The sequence below is a fragment of the Rhizobium sp. O111 genome (assembly GCF_055616315.1).
Window position 1 is genome coordinate 271,689 of record NZ_JBSHXL010000003.1, and the last position, 13,447, is coordinate 285,135.

The following is a 13,447-nucleotide window of genomic DNA, read 5'->3' on the forward strand; positions in this document are numbered from 1 at the left end:
CTCGCTTTCCGTTTGCGCTCGGCACCTAGGCCTCTGGAGCGGCATGTTACCGCGTCCGCGCCCTTCTTGCAGGTAAAGTCGCGCCCATGGCCATGATGCAGTCGGTCCATCCCAACTATCCGCGCATTATCGCGTGCGGTGACAGTGCGCTGGTGGTCGAATTCTCCGACCAGATCGATGAATATACGAATGAGCGTGTCATTGCCTTGGCGGACATGCTGGCGACGCGGCCGATAACAGGCGTCATCGAAACCGTTCCAACCTACCGTTCGCTCCTTGTCGCTTATGATCCCGTCATCATACGCGGGAAGACGCTTTCCTCTTCGCTCCAAACATTGCTTGGCCAGCTGTCGGTGGGCGGCGCAACCGCGCGCCGGATCACCGTACCCGTTCTTTATGGCGAGGAGGTCGGGATCGATCTCGATGAACTCGCGGATATGAAGCAGATGTCGCGCGAGGAGCTGATCGCGTTGCATGCGTCCGCCGATTATCGCGTCTATATGATCGGCTTCGCGCCGGGCTTTTCCTATCTCGGCGGCCTGCCTCGGCAATTGCATACACCGCGCCTGGCCGTTCCGCGCCAGCGGATCGACGCGAGCGCGATCGGCATTGGAGGCAAGCAGGCCAGCATCAATTCCGTTCCCGGCCCAAGCGGTTGGCGCTTCATCGGCCGCACGCCGCTCAAGCTGTTCGATCCCTCGCGACCTCAGCCATTCCTTTTGCGCGCGGGCGATCGCGTGCGCTTTCGTCCTGTCGGCGCCGACGAGGCCGAAAGCCTCGATGCCGCCATCAGCCGAGGCGAGGCGGTGGAGGAGTGGGAGGCACCATGACCATGCTCCATATCAAGCAAGCCGGCCCCATGCTGACGGTCCAGGATCTCGGACGCACCGGGCTCATGCACCTCGGCGTCTCCGGCGCCGGTGCGATGGACCCGACGTCGATGCTGATCGCCAACCGGCTGGTCGGCAACGCGGATAGTGACGCGGCGCTGGAGTTCGCGCATGTCGGCGGGGCGTTCGTGGCCGAAAAACCGGTGCGTTTCGCGGTAACCGGCGGCGCCATCGATATCACCGTCGACGGTCAGCTCAGGCATGGTTGGGAAAGCCACTGGCTCATGCCGGGCGAGGTGCTGAAGATCGGCGCCCTGCGGCGGGCCGTCTGGGGTTATCTCGCCATCTCGGGTGGCATCGATACGCCGAAGGTTTTGGAGGCGCGCTCGACGCATCTTCGCTCCGGTCTCGGCGGCATTGACGGACGGCGTCTTGCGATCGGCGATGCGCTGCCGCTTGGCGAGACCAAGAAGTCTTCGCTCCTTGCATTGCGCAAGCCGTTCTCGCGATCGAACGGCCCGGTGCGCGTCGTTCCGGGGCCGCAGGCGGATCATTTCGACGCGGCCGCCTGGAAGAATTTCCTGCGGGAACCCTTTAGTGTCACCCCAAGCCGGGACCGGATGGCGCAGGTTCTCGATGGTCCCGCCATCCGTGCCTTCGCCGGTCACGATATCGTCTCTGATGGGACGGTGGCGGGCTCGATCCAGGTGCCGTCGTCCGGGCGCCCGATCGTGCTGATGGCGGAGCGCCAGACCACGGGCGGCTACCCGAAGATCGCGACCGTTGCCTCGGTCGACCTGCCAAGATTGGCGCAGACGGCGACGGGCAGCACCATTCGCTTCAAATCCATATCACAGGAAGAGGCGGAAGATTTGCTGATCGCGCGCTATAACGCGCTCGCGAATATCCTTGCTTCTCTCGAGGAAAAACCAGGGGACGCGGCAAAGGTGGAGGACCGACAAACATGAGCCAACCGCTTGCCAAGCAGGCCTATGCGAAAATCATCGAGATGATCCTCGCCGGCGGGCTGAAGCCCGGAGACGTCTTGCAAGAGGCGAAGCTCGGAGAGGAGCTCGCCATGTCGCGCACCCCGGTTCGCGAAGCGATCAAGCGCATCGAGGCCGAAGGACTTGCCGTTCAGGACGGGCGCTTTCTCAAGGTTCGCACGCTGACCCCGGGCGAGGTGAACGAGATCTTCTTTCTCAGAAGTGTCATCGAAGGCTATTGCGCCCGCCATGCGACGGCGGTCGCGCCCGCTATCCTCGACGGTCTCGAGAGGCGTGTGACCGCCCTGATGACCGAAGGACCGGGCGAGGAAGACGAGCAGCGCCGGGTCGACGACGATTTCCATCTGACGCTGGCCCGCTCCACGTCCAACGAGATGATGGTGCGCACCATCAGCGATCTCAGGCGCCGGACCTGCATGTTCGACCACAGCCTCGTTCCCGCACGCTATCTGAAGGGCTGCGAGGAGCACCTCGAAATCATCGCGGCGCTGCGCGCCAAGGATGGCGAGCAGGCTGGAAAGCTGATGAGCCGACATGTCCTCAATGCCCGCGATGCAATCGTTGGGCGGCTTGAACACAACGAGCGGAAAGCAACGCGATGAAGTGCCTGATCGTTCAGCCCATTCACAAGGATGGCCTTGATCTCCTACGGCAGGCGGGCGTGGAACCCGTCTTGTGCCCGTCGCCGGATGCTGAGACCGTATCGACGATGATCATGGGCTGCGACGCAGCCATCACCCGCGATGCGGGCCTGCCGGCCGCGCCCATTCTCGCGAGCGATCGTCTGAAGGTTATCGTGGTCCACGGCGCCGGCCACGATGCGGTCGACAAGCGCGCGGCGCATGAGAAGGGCGTGCTGGTCTGCAATACACCCGGCGCCAACGCGCAATCGGTTTCGGAACTCGCATTGGGGCTTATGCTCGCCGCGGCCCGGCTGGTGCCGGCCGCCGATCGTGCTGTTCGTTCCGGTGAGCGCGGCTTTCGCGAGGCCCATACGTTTCATGAATTGTCCGGCAAGACCGCGTTCGTCGTCGGCTGGGGCGCGACGGGCGCCGGATTGGGGCGGATGCTTCACGCGGCGCTCGGCATGCGGGTTCTCGTCTTTTCGCCGAGAAGCGCGGATACCGGTTCGTTCCAGCGAGCGGGCACGCTTGCCGAGGGCCTCGCACAGGCCGATGTCGTCTCGCTCCACACCCCCATGCGTGAGGAAACACGCGGAATGATCGGCAAAATTGCTTTCGCGGCCATGAAACCGGGCGCCATTCTCGTCAACACGGCGCGTGCCGGCTTGATCGACGAGACGGCACTTGCCGAGGCGCTCGCGAGCGGCGTCGTTGCCGCTGCCGCGCTGGACGTCTATTCGCCAGAAGCACCGAGCGGTCCACTGGGCGCCACCGAGCGCGTCATCTTCACCCCGCATCTCGGCGGCACGACGCCCGAGGCGTTGCAGCGGGTCGCGGTCGGCGCCGCCCGCAATGTGCTCCTGGCGCTTTCCGGCGAGAAGCCGGCCACGACCATTGAATTTCTACCGGAGGCATCCGCGTGAGCGCAATCATCAGGGACACGATCGATAGACTGCTCGATCGCATCAACGCCATCTCCGATCCCGGCCCGGGCTTCACCCGCCCATCCTACAGCCCACTCGAAAGCCGCGCGCATGAAGTGGTCGCCGAGGAAGTAGAGCGCCTGGGCATGACCGTGACCCGGGACGCCGCGCTCAATCTCTTCGCGCGCCTGTCGGGACGTGATCGCGACGCCCCGCCGATCTACATCGGCTCGCACGTAGATACGGTTTCCATGGGCGGCGCTTATGACGGCGCGGCCGGCGTCGCCGGCGCCGTTGCGCTTGCGGCTGCCTTCGTGGACAGCGGGCAGGCGCCGCCGGTCGATCTTGTCGTTACCGTGACGCGCGCGGAGGAAAGCGTGTGGTTTCCTGTCTCCTACGCCGGCTCGCGGGCAGCGCTGGGACGCCTGACCGCGCCTGAACTGCAGGCGAAGCGAGCCGATAACGGCCGGACCCTCGGCGACCATATCCGCGCGGAAGGCGGAGATCCTAATGCGATTTTGAATGGCCCGGGCCTTTCGCCGGCGCGCTTCATCGAGCTGCATATCGAGCAGGGGCCGGTGCTCGACGACGCGAAGGAAGCGTTCGGCATCGTCGATGGCGTACGCGGCGGATTGCGATATCGCGAGGCGCGCATCGACGGAACATGGGCGCATTCGGGCGGAGCGCCGCGCGCCGCGCGCTCGGACGCGGTCTTCGCGCTGGCCGATCTGATCGTTGCCATTGACAAGCACTGGGGTGAGATCCTCGATGGTGGCGACGATCTCGCCGTCACCTTCGGTCGGGTCGATGCGGCGAGCTCCGAACACGCCTTCGCCAAGGTGCCGGGCCGCGTCGATTTCTGCGTTGATCTGCGCAGTGACGATGTCGCGGTTCTCGAACGCGCCGATGCGCTGCTGCGGGCCGAGGCGGCATCGATCGCGGCCTCGCGTGGCGTGCGCTTCGACTTCGGGCAACAGTCGCGCAGCCAGCCGACCCGGCTGTCGACTGATCTCGGCAACATGATTGCCGACGCGGCGAAACGGCTCGGCCACTCCCCGCGCCGGATGCTGTCGGGGGGCGGCCATGATGCGGCAGCCTTCGCGCAGGCGGGCTGGGACTCCGTCATGGTGTTCCTGCGCAACTGGAACGGCAGCCACAATCCCGATGAAGCCATGGACAACGCGGATTTGGCCGCGGCAGTCGAAATCTTGTACGCCGCGATTGCCGGTGAGACGGGCGGTTCACGATGAGTGAAAAGGAAAACCTGACACAACAGGTCTATCGCGATCTGAAGCAGCGTATCCTGGAAGGGCAGTTTTCCTCCGGCGATATGCTGACGGAACGTTCGCTCGCGCAGGACTCCGGTATTTCCCGCACGCCACTGCGCGCGGCGATTTCCCGCCTGGAAAAAGAGGACGTGATCTCAAGGCTGCCGAACGGCGCGCTCATGGTGCGCCAGGTGACCGTGGAGCAGCTGCTTGAGATCGTCCAGCTCAGACGCTTGCTCGAAGGAGCAGCAGCCGAGACAGCGGCCACGCGACCGCTCACGCCCGATCTCATCCAGTCGCGCGAACGCATGCGTGCCTACGCCAATGGCGGCGACATCGCTTTCGATCACTTCTGGCTCGACGACGATGCCTTTCACAATGCTGTCGCCCATGCCGCCGAGCTTCCCCTGCTCGCGGCCATGCTGACCGAGATGCGCGGCATCGCCCGCCGCTGCACGATCACCCGCACACACGACCGCTTCGACCAGCAGGCGCTCGAGCACATCGCGGTCATCGATGCGATCGAAGCCGGGGACGGCGTCGCTGCAAGACTAGCGATGGAGGCCCACTTCGACAGCGTGCGCGCCCGCTTCCTGGGCTGGCTGGCGCGGAGCTGAGGCAATGAAAATGCAATCCAAGGCACCCAATGACGGCCTGGACGCTCTTCGCGGAAGCGAGGCTTCGTTCTCGCGAGACGAATTCGCCAGGCGTCAGGCGCGGGCAGTGTCGGCGCTGGTGGCCAGCGGCCACGAGGCGCTTGTCGTCACCGGGCCTGAGACGATCTATTGGCTGACAGGGCGCCAAACCGCCGGATACTTCGCGTTTCAGGCGCTGATCCTCACGGCATCGGGCGAGCTCACGCTGCTGGTGCGGCAGCTGGAACTCTACGGAACGGTGGCCAATACCTGGCTTTCCGACATCGTCGTCTACCAGGATGGCGAGAGCCCTGTCTCGGCGCTGGTGGCACTGCTGCGAGACCGCGAGATCACGCGGCCGGCGATCGAGCTCGGTGGCTGGTTCCTGCCGCCCAGGCTTGCGGATGAGATCGCCAGGGAGCTTGGACAGCAGCGTCTTGCGGATGGCTCGGACATCCTGCCGCCGTTGCGCATGGTCAAATCAGCCGATGAACTCGCCGCGATCCGTGCTGCCGCGCGTTATGCCGAAGCGGGCATGATCGCGGCCATCGACGCCTGCCGTGGTGGCGCCAACGAAAACGACATCGCCGCGGCCATGCTGCGGGCCGCAACGCAGGCCGGTTCCGAGGCCATGGCAATGGAGCCGCTCGTCTCGTCGGGACCACGCAGCGGCCTGCCGCACATGACCTGGCGCCGGCGCCTGTTGGAAGCGGGCGATCCCGTTTTCCTCGAACTCGCGGGCAGCCATGCCCGTTATCATTCCGCGCTCATGCGCAGCGTCTGGATCGGCGGCCCGCCGGATGACGCACAGCGGATGATGGATTGCTCGCTGCGCGCCCTTGATGCCGCGCTATCGGCGATCCGCCCGGGCGCGCCGTGTTCGGCGCCGCATGAGGCCGCACAGAGCGTCATCGACGAGGCCGGCTACACCGTCGCGTTTCGCAAGCGTATCGGCTACTCGATGGGCGTCGCCTTCGCGCCCGACTGGGGCGAGGGGGGGATCCTCAGCCTGTTTACCGGCGTCTCGCGCGTAATCGAGCCCGGCATGGTGTTCCACCTGCCTGCCACGCTTCGCAGATACGGCCATTGGACGGTCGGTGCGTCGGAGACGGTGATCGTTACCGAACACGGCGCCGAGCCGCTATCGAGCCTGCCCAGAACCCTCACCATTCGCTGATCAAGATCATATCGCCATCACAAAGGAGACCACCGTGCGCTCACTCTTCCATCTCGCCTACCACGTCACCGATCTCGACGCGTCGAGACGCTTCTACGGCGACGTCCTCGGTTGCGCCGAAGGCCGTTCGACCGATACCTGGGTCGATTTCGACTTCTTCGGCCACCAGATCTCGCTGCACCTCGGCAAGCCGTTCGAGGTCACGCGCACCGGCAAGGTCGGCGATCACATGGTGATGATGCCGCATCTCGGCGTCGTACTGCCGCTCGATGATTGGTTCGCGCTCGCCGAACGCCTGCAAAAGGGCAACATCGCCTTCGATATTCCGCCAGTCGTCCGTTTCGAGGGTGAGCCGGGCGAGCAGCGGACGATGTTCTTCTTCGACCCGAGCGGCAACCCGATCGAAGTCAAGGGCTTCAAGGACTTCGACAGCGTCTTCGCGCACTAAAAAGAAAAGGACCGGGCGATCATCTCGCCCGGTCCTTTTTTATCCAGGTCGCGGTTGTCGCTCAGTCTAGAAGACGCTCGGCGACTTCGTCAGGAGCTCGTTGCCATCCCCGCCGATGATGATGATGTCTTCGAAGAAGGCAGCACCAACGCCGTCGAGCGATAGAAACGCCTCGACGCCGAATGCCATGTTCTCTTCCACGACATCTTCAGGCATCGACATGGTCGTCGAGATGCGCGGCAACTCGAAGCCGAGACCGATGCCGTGGCCATAGAAGGGGAAGTTCTTCATGATCGGCGAGATCGAGCCGCCGAATGCCGCCGTCATGCGATCACCTTCGGCCGCGACGTCAAGCAGCTTCGTGCCGGGTCTCAGCATATCCGACAAGCGGTGCACGATGTTGCCCGCGGCTTCGATCAGGCGCAGCTGTTCGCTGTTGGCCTTGCCACGCACAGCCGTACGGCCCGGGTCAAGGTAATATCCCTGAAACAGCGGGCCATGAAGCGTGCCGGTGACGATGTCGCCGATAGCAGGCACGTCGGCGCTGTAGCCCGTGAGCGGGAAGCGCTGATCGAAGCCTAGCGTGTCGCCATGGTTGGTGCCGATCATCTGGATGCGGCCACCGCGGCGGACGACCTCGCGAGCGGCCTCGCCGGCCGCTTCACGCTCCGACATGCCGCTGATCAGGCTTTCCATCAGGATCGTCATTCCCGCCGTCGCGGTCTCGCCCGCGACGCGATAACAGTCGAGTTCGCGCTTGCTCTTGATCCGCCGAACGGATCTGACAAGGTCGTCGGCCGGGACCCATTCGATATCGGGCGCAATGGCTTCCAACTCGCGGTAGTATTTCACCGGGATCAGGTTGGTGCCAACAAGCGCGACGGGGCCCTTCACGCCGCGTTCGACGAGCGAGCGGGCGACGCTTTCGAAGGGATGATTGCTGCTGAGCACATCATCGATCGATACCAGATCGCGACGAACTTCCGGCTCGTCGATATGCAGCTGCGGCGCAAGTCCTTCCTGTAAGATGACGCCCGCGAAGGATCTTGCGGTCCAGATCAACGAGTCCATGCCGCCGCTGATGGCATAGTGGTTGGAGAGGTAGAGAATGTCGCCGCAATTGTCGGTCGTTCCGCCGCCGCGTCCGAAGACGACCGTCGTGGCAAACCCACGCCGTTTCATCTCGTTTTGAACGCGATCCCAGCGCGCCTCGTATTCGTCCAGCGGAAAATAGCGATCCATCATATCACTCCGTATGCACTCTCGCGGTAAGGCCTTGATTTTCGGTACACCACGAGTATCCGAACGTCAATCGAGCGATGCGCGCTTCTGCTAATTAAAGCATCAGCCGACGAAATGTGCTCATGATATAATCATACTCTGCTTAAATTACACGCACGAAGCCGATTATGTGGGCTGTAATTTGTTGAAATTGCTACTTGAACTCCACTGGTATACTGAATAGGGTTGCTGGGACTTGATCGATCGACCCTCACTCAATGCCGATCGCATCGAAGAAAGACGAGTTTGAAATGAGCCTAGACGCAGATATCGTGCCCGCCAGCAGGGGGCGCTCCTTCAAGATGAAGGCCGGGCAATTTGCCCTCGTGACGAACACCCATGGCAACCAGGTTGTCGATGCCTGGGCGTTGGCTGACAGCGATCACTTCGAGACGTCTTCGCTCGATCACACGCGTTCGATGAACAGCAACATCTTCTTCACCGAGGGGATGGCGCTGATGAGTTCACGCCGCCGCCCCATGCTGACAATGGTCGCCGACAGCGCCAAGGTCAGGCACGACACGTTGCTTTGCCCGTGCAATCGCGAGCTCTATCAGCAGCTCGGATGCGAGGAGTATCATCGCAGTTGCACCGACAACTTCCACGAGGCGCTTTCTGGCGTAGGTATCGAAATGCCGTTCACGCCCGCGTCGTTGAACCTCTTCATGAACGTGCCCGTTACTTCCGATGGCACCGTCGATCGCGTCCCACCCGATACGGCTGCCGGCGACTATGTTGTCATGCGCGCCGAGATGGATCTGATCTTCGTCCTGTCGGCCTGTCCGCAGGACATCACGCCGATCAACGGCGCCGCGCGCACCCCGCGCGATGTGGCGGTCAATATCCTCGATACCTATCCGTCGGAGGTGTCAGCATGAGCGAGCAGCTTCTGAAACTGCGCGAAATCCGCAAGAGCTTTGGCGAGAACGAGGTGCTGAAAGGCGTCTCGCTGGACGTCAAGGCGGGCGAGGTCGTTTCGATCATCGGCGCCAGCGGCTCCGGCAAGAGCACCTTCCTGCGCTCGATCAACGCGCTGGAAATGCCGCAATCGGGTTTCATGGAATTCGAGGGCCTGTCTTTCGATTTCCGTCCAGCCTCGCGCTTCTTCCCGACGCCGTCGCAGCTACAGTCCCTGCGGGCGCGCGTCGGCATGGTGTTCCAGAGCTACAATCTCTGGCCGCACATGACGGTGCTCGAAAACGTCACCCACGCGCCGATCCGTCTCTTGAAGCTGCCGCGCGCGCGGGCGATCGAGGAGGCCGAGGCTCTACTGTCGCGGATCGGCCTGTTCGAAAAGCGCCATAGCTATCCGTCGCGACTCTCGGGCGGCCAGCAGCAGCGCGTGGCGATCGCCCGTGCGCTCGCCATGAAGCCGCGCCTGATGCTGTTCGACGAGGTCACCTCGGCGCTCGATCCGGAGCTCGTTCACGAGGTGCTGGTGCTGATGGCATCGCTGGCGTCCGAGGGCATGACCATGCTGCTCGTTACCCACGAGATCGCCTTCGCGCGCGACGTCTCCTCGCGCGTCCTGTTCTTCGACAAGGGCGTGATCGCCGAAGAGGGGCCGCCGGATATTCTGAGGCACCCCGAAAGCGACCGCCTGAAGCAGTTCCTTCATCGCATCCTGCATGACGACGTTGGTCATTCCTTCTCGAACGATCAGGGTCAGGGAGCGCAGGCGTAATGAGCGGTTTTATCGAAGAAGTTCAGCTTTATGGTCCAGGCTTTCTTGAAGCCGCCTGGACGGTATTCGGCCTGACGATCCTGACGATCGTCGTCAGTTGGGCATGCGGCCTGCTGGCTGCCTTGGCACAGCGTTCCAAATGGAAATCCGCGCGCGTGGCGGCGGGCTTCTATATCTGGTTCATTCGTGGCACGCCGACGCTGATCCAGGTCTTCATCATCTATTTCGGCCTTCCGCAGATCGGTATCCGGCTTTCGCCGTTTACGGCCGGCGTCATCGCGCTCGGCATCAATAGCGGCGCCTATGTCGCCGAGATCGTCCGCGGTGGCCTGAACGCCATCCCGCGCGGCCAGAATGAATCGGCGCTGGCACTCGGCTTCAGCCCCAGCGAGACCATGCGCACTATCATCCTGCCGCAGGTCTTCCGCATCATCCTGCCCGCGGTCACCAACGAGGCGATCTCGACCCTGAAGAACACCTCGCTTCTTTCGACGATCACCGTCGTCGAGCTGACGCTTTATGCGCAGACCCTCATCGCGGCGACCTTCCGTCCCTTCGAGTTCTACATCGCGGTAGCCGTCATCTATCTCTTGCTGACCACGATCCTCACATTCGTCGCCTCCTGGCTTGAGCGACGCTACGCCAACCTGGGTTGAGGTCAGCCATGAGTGTCCTGCCGATCGACTCGCTTGAAACGCCTCGGTTCTGCGGTGTGCCGACCTTCATGCGCCTGCCGCAGGCAACGACATTGAGCGGGTTGGACGCGGCCGTGATCGGACTTCCCTCCGATTCCGGCGGCCCGTACCGCACCGGCGCGCGCTTCGCGCCGAACGCGGTGCGCGCCATGTCGGTGATGCTGCGTCCGATCAATCCCTATCGCGGCGATATCAATGTCTTCGAAGAGCTCGCCGTGGCTGACGTCGGCGACGCCAGCGTCGTGCCGGGTTACGAGATCGAATCCTTGGAGCGCATCGAAGAGTCGGTCGCGGCATTGGTCAATGCCGGCATCGTCCCCTTCGCGATCGGCGGCGATCACTCGATCACGCTGGCCGAGATCAGGGCGCTCGCCAAGGTCCATGGCCCGATCTCACTGATCCACTTCGATTCCCACACCGACACCTGGGACAAGTATTTCGCCGGCAAGAAGTATAGCGCCGGAACCCCGTTCCGCCGCGGCGCGGAGGAAGCCATCATCGATCCCGCGCACTCTATTCAGATCGGCATGCGGGGCTCGCTGTTCCAGAAGGACGATATCAACCAGTCGATCGATCTCGGCTACGACGTGCTGACGACCGACGATGCACTCGATCTCGGCCCCCATGGTCTCGCCCAACGCATCGCCGATCGTGCCGGCGGCCGGCCGGCCTTCATTTCCTTCGACATGGATTTCATCGATCCGTCCGCGGCCCCCGCGGTCCAGACACCCGAGGCGGGTGGGCCGACAGCGCGTGAGACCTTGCAGATTCTGCGCGCCCTCCACGGCATCAACCTCGTCGGCTGCGACGTGGTCGAGGCCAATCCACTCTACGATGGGCCGGGACAGATCACCGCCCTGATGGCCGCGACCGTGATGGCGGAACTGATGGCCTTGCTTGCTTCCCAACGCGCTCAGGCGAAGGGTTAACGAAAACCGGCGTGCGATGCCGCGTGAATGCAATGAACCAACATAAAGGGAACTGAACCATGAAATTGAAATCTCTCATCATGACCGCCGCCGCCCTTGCGGGCATGGCCGTGAGCTCCATCGCCCACGCCGCCGACCTCGAGCTGCTTCAGCCGGGCAAGCTGATGGTCGCCACCGAAGGCACCTACGCGCCGTTCAGCATGCGCGCGCCCGATGGTAAGCTCGACGGCCTCGAAATCCGCGTCATGACCGAAGTCGCGAAGCGCCTCAACCTCGAATACACGCCCGTCCTGATCAAGTGGGACTCGCTGCTCGTTGGCCTCCAGGCTGACCAGTACGACGTCATCAGCGCGGCCATGGACATCACCGAAGCCCGTCAGCAGCAGGTCACCTTCTCGAACGGCTGGCTTGAATCCGGCGGCCGCGTTGTTATCCCGACCGATTCCGCGATCAAGAGCGCTGCCGATCTCAAGGGCAAGACGGTCGGTGCGCTCGTTGCATCGAGCTGGACGAAGATCGCCGAAGACAAGGGCGCGACCGCCAAGGGCTACAAGGCCGAATCCGACGCCATGCAGGACCTCGTCAACGGCAACGTCGACGCCGTCATCACCGATGCGATCGCCGCCGCCTACGCCATCAAGTCCGCGAAGATGCCGCTGACCATGACCGACGATTATGTCAGCCACGTTCAAAAGGGCTTCGCCTTCAAGAAGGGCAAGCCGCATCTGGTCGAGGCCGTGAACAAGGCGCTGGCCGACATGGTTGCCGACGGCACCTACGCCAAGCTGACGACCGATCTGGTCGGCTTCGATCCGACGCCGAAGGACCCGATCAAGACCATTCAGTAATGATCGCATGGCTGGGCACCGAAAGTGCCCGGCCTTTTTTCCTTGATGCCGCCAGGCTTTCGCGCCGGGCAATCCATGTAGAGCAGATCGATGTCGCCTCTCATCGCGCTTGTCACGCGCTTGTCCGAAGCAGCCGAAAGCAACTGGCTCATGGCGCTCAGCGCAGCCATGCCGCAAGAAACCATCCGTTCCATTCGTCAGCTTTCGCCGGATGAGCTCGGCCGTGTCGATATCGCCATCGTCGCCAATCCCGACCCCGCAGATCTCGAGCGGCTGCCGAACTTGAAATGGGTGCACAGCCTCTGGGCGGGTGTCGAGCGGTTGGTCTTGGAACTCAAGGGCTTCTCACGTCCGATCGTACGCCTCGTCGATCCTGATCTCGCGCGCACCATGGCCGAGGCCGTGCTCGCCTGGACCCTCTATCTCTCCCGCGACATGCCCGCCTATGACATGCAGCAACGCCAAAGCCTTTGGCGACAGCTTCCCTATCGGTCGGCACCCGACACGCGGGTCGGCCTGCTGGGCCTCGGGACGCTCGGCCGCGCGGCCGCACGACAACTGCGGTTGGCGGGTTTTGCGGTCAGCGGCTGGAGCCGGACCGAAAAGCAGGTCGACGGTGTCGAGACCTATTTCGGCGCGGACGGCTTGGACGCCATGCTCAGGACGTCCGACATCGTGGTCTGCCTTCTGCCGTTGACGGCTGAAACGACGGGGCTCCTCGGCGCGCGTGAATTCGCACTACTGCCCCCAAACGCCGGCTTCATCAATTTCGGGCGTGGCCGCATCGTCAAAACGATCGAGCTGATCGCGGCGCTCGATGCGGGCGCTGTCAAGCATACCGTGCTTGATGTCTTCGAGACCGAACCACTCGATGAGCAGAGCCCTCTATGGGATCACCCGGGCGTGACCGTGCTGCCGCATATCTCGGCGCCCACCAACCCGTCGACCGCGGCAAAGATCGTTGCCAACAGGATCGACGAATACCGCGCGACCGGCGTCCCGCCCGACGGGATCGATTTCGATCGGGGCTATTAGCCGCGTCCTGGCATCGTTTCGAGATGCCGGGAAGATGCATGTTGGTTCAATTTTTATGAAAACT

At 63.2% G+C, this 13,447-nt stretch carries 15 protein-coding genes; 14 read left to right on the forward strand and 1 reads right to left on the reverse strand.

Annotated features, from left to right (window positions below; all coding sequences use genetic code 11):
- Positions 1-86: 86 nt before the first annotated feature.
- Genes pxpB through ACVTFQ_RS27080 form a run of 8 tightly spaced genes read left to right on the forward strand, consistent with a single transcriptional unit; the run spans position 87 to position 6,911 of the window.
- Entirely contained in the window at positions 87-830 is a 744-nt protein-coding gene (gene pxpB, locus ACVTFQ_RS27045) for a 5-oxoprolinase subunit PxpB (protein ID WP_111564533.1), read from the forward strand.
- The gene (locus tag ACVTFQ_RS27050) at positions 827-1,798 is read left to right on the forward strand and encodes a 5-oxoprolinase subunit C family protein (RefSeq protein WP_111564534.1); all 972 of its coding nucleotides are present in this window, start codon (positions 827-829) and stop codon (positions 1,796-1,798) included. Before pxpB ends, ACVTFQ_RS27050 begins: the two co-directional genes overlap by 4 nt.
- Positions 1,795-2,439 carry a GntR family transcriptional regulator gene (locus tag ACVTFQ_RS27055; RefSeq protein WP_112435615.1) on the forward strand — a complete coding sequence of 215 codons (645 nt, stop codon included), beginning with the start codon at positions 1,795-1,797 and terminating at the stop codon, positions 2,437-2,439. The genes ACVTFQ_RS27050 and ACVTFQ_RS27055 overlap by 4 nt, the downstream gene beginning before the upstream one ends.
- Positions 2,436-3,383, forward strand: a complete 948-nt coding sequence (locus ACVTFQ_RS27060; protein ID WP_112435614.1) for an NAD(P)-dependent oxidoreductase — start codon at positions 2,436-2,438, stop codon at positions 3,381-3,383. Before ACVTFQ_RS27055 ends, ACVTFQ_RS27060 begins: the two co-directional genes overlap by 4 nt.
- A complete protein-coding gene (locus ACVTFQ_RS27065) occupies positions 3,380-4,633 on the forward strand; it encodes a hydantoinase/carbamoylase family amidase (protein WP_111564537.1) in 1,254 nt (417 codons plus the stop codon). Before ACVTFQ_RS27060 ends, ACVTFQ_RS27065 begins: the two co-directional genes overlap by 4 nt.
- Positions 4,630-5,268 carry a GntR family transcriptional regulator gene (locus ACVTFQ_RS27070; protein ID WP_111564538.1) on the forward strand — a complete coding sequence of 213 codons (639 nt, stop codon included), beginning with the start codon at positions 4,630-4,632 and terminating at the stop codon, positions 5,266-5,268. Before ACVTFQ_RS27065 ends, ACVTFQ_RS27070 begins: the two co-directional genes overlap by 4 nt.
- Before the next feature lie 4 nt (positions 5,269-5,272).
- On the forward strand, positions 5,273-6,463 hold the full coding sequence (locus ACVTFQ_RS27075) for a M24 family metallopeptidase (protein WP_112435613.1): 1,191 nt from the start codon (positions 5,273-5,275) through the stop codon (positions 6,461-6,463).
- A 34-nt stretch (positions 6,464-6,497) separates the two neighbouring features.
- Positions 6,498-6,911, forward strand: coding sequence for a VOC family protein (locus tag ACVTFQ_RS27080; protein WP_112435612.1), 414 nt, complete (start codon positions 6,498-6,500; stop codon positions 6,909-6,911).
- 66 nt (positions 6,912-6,977) lie between these two features.
- Here ACVTFQ_RS27080 and ACVTFQ_RS27085 read toward each other — a convergent pair whose 3' ends face one another.
- On the reverse strand, positions 6,978-8,153 hold the full coding sequence (locus tag ACVTFQ_RS27085) for a M24 family metallopeptidase (protein ID WP_112435611.1): 1,176 nt from the start codon (positions 8,151-8,153) through the stop codon (positions 6,978-6,980).
- A gap of 290 nt (positions 8,154-8,443) precedes the next feature.
- On the opposite strand from ACVTFQ_RS27085, the gene ACVTFQ_RS27090 reads away from it, so the two are divergent.
- From ACVTFQ_RS27090 to ACVTFQ_RS27115, 6 genes are all read left to right on the forward strand, one after another.
- Entirely contained in the window at positions 8,444-9,070 is a 627-nt protein-coding gene (locus tag ACVTFQ_RS27090) for a DUF1989 domain-containing protein (RefSeq protein ID WP_111564596.1), read from the forward strand.
- Entirely contained in the window at positions 9,067-9,876 is an 810-nt protein-coding gene (locus tag ACVTFQ_RS27095; protein ID WP_111564542.1) for an amino acid ABC transporter ATP-binding protein, read from the forward strand. The genes ACVTFQ_RS27090 and ACVTFQ_RS27095 overlap by 4 nt, the downstream gene beginning before the upstream one ends.
- Positions 9,876-10,532: an amino acid ABC transporter permease gene (locus ACVTFQ_RS27100; RefSeq protein ID WP_111564543.1), complete on the forward strand. Its 657-nt coding sequence runs from the start codon at positions 9,876-9,878 to the stop codon at positions 10,530-10,532. The genes ACVTFQ_RS27095 and ACVTFQ_RS27100 overlap by 1 nt, the downstream gene beginning before the upstream one ends.
- 8 nt (positions 10,533-10,540) lie before the next feature.
- Complete coding sequence (locus tag ACVTFQ_RS27105) at positions 10,541-11,500, forward strand: agmatinase (RefSeq protein WP_111564544.1); 960 nt, start codon at positions 10,541-10,543, stop codon at positions 11,498-11,500.
- Positions 11,501-11,559: 59 nt separating this feature from the next.
- Positions 11,560-12,348: a transporter substrate-binding domain-containing protein gene (locus ACVTFQ_RS27110; RefSeq protein ID WP_111564545.1), complete on the forward strand. Its 789-nt coding sequence runs from the start codon at positions 11,560-11,562 to the stop codon at positions 12,346-12,348.
- 90 nt (positions 12,349-12,438) lie between these two features.
- Entirely contained in the window at positions 12,439-13,383 is a 945-nt protein-coding gene (locus ACVTFQ_RS27115) for a 2-hydroxyacid dehydrogenase (protein ID WP_112435610.1), read from the forward strand.
- Positions 13,384-13,447: the final 64 nt, after the last annotated feature.

Excerpts from the sequence above, each read along its gene's own strand:
- ACVTFQ_RS27095 (WP_111564542.1), top strand. The coding sequence starts at position 9,067 with ATGAGCGAGCAGCTTCTGAAACTGCGCGAAATCCGCAAGAGCTTTGGC.
- ACVTFQ_RS27070 (WP_111564538.1), top strand. The coding sequence starts at position 4,630 with ATGAGTGAAAAGGAAAACCTGACACAACAGGTCTATCGCGATCTGAAG.
- ACVTFQ_RS27105 (WP_111564544.1), top strand. The coding sequence starts at position 10,541 with ATGAGTGTCCTGCCGATCGACTCGCTTGAAACGCCTCGGTTCTGCGGT.
- ACVTFQ_RS27115 (WP_112435610.1), top strand. The coding sequence starts at position 12,439 with ATGTCGCCTCTCATCGCGCTTGTCACGCGCTTGTCCGAAGCAGCCGAA.
- ACVTFQ_RS27110 (WP_111564545.1), top strand. The coding sequence starts at position 11,560 with ATGAAATTGAAATCTCTCATCATGACCGCCGCCGCCCTTGCGGGCATG.
- ACVTFQ_RS27055 (WP_112435615.1), top strand. The coding sequence starts at position 1,795 with ATGAGCCAACCGCTTGCCAAGCAGGCCTATGCGAAAATCATCGAGATG.
- ACVTFQ_RS27090 (WP_111564596.1), top strand. The coding sequence starts at position 8,444 with ATGAGCCTAGACGCAGATATCGTGCCCGCCAGCAGGGGGCGCTCCTTC.
- ACVTFQ_RS27075 (WP_112435613.1), top strand. The coding sequence starts at position 5,273 with ATGAAAATGCAATCCAAGGCACCCAATGACGGCCTGGACGCTCTTCGC.
- ACVTFQ_RS27085 (WP_112435611.1), bottom strand. The coding sequence starts at position 8,153 with ATGGATCGCTATTTTCCGCTGGACGAATACGAGGCGCGCTGGGATCGC.
- ACVTFQ_RS27050 (WP_111564534.1), top strand. The coding sequence starts at position 827 with ATGACCATGCTCCATATCAAGCAAGCCGGCCCCATGCTGACGGTCCAG.
- pxpB (WP_111564533.1), top strand. The coding sequence starts at position 87 with ATGGCCATGATGCAGTCGGTCCATCCCAACTATCCGCGCATTATCGCG.
- ACVTFQ_RS27060 (WP_112435614.1), top strand. The coding sequence starts at position 2,436 with ATGAAGTGCCTGATCGTTCAGCCCATTCACAAGGATGGCCTTGATCTC.
- ACVTFQ_RS27100 (WP_111564543.1), top strand. The coding sequence starts at position 9,876 with ATGAGCGGTTTTATCGAAGAAGTTCAGCTTTATGGTCCAGGCTTTCTT.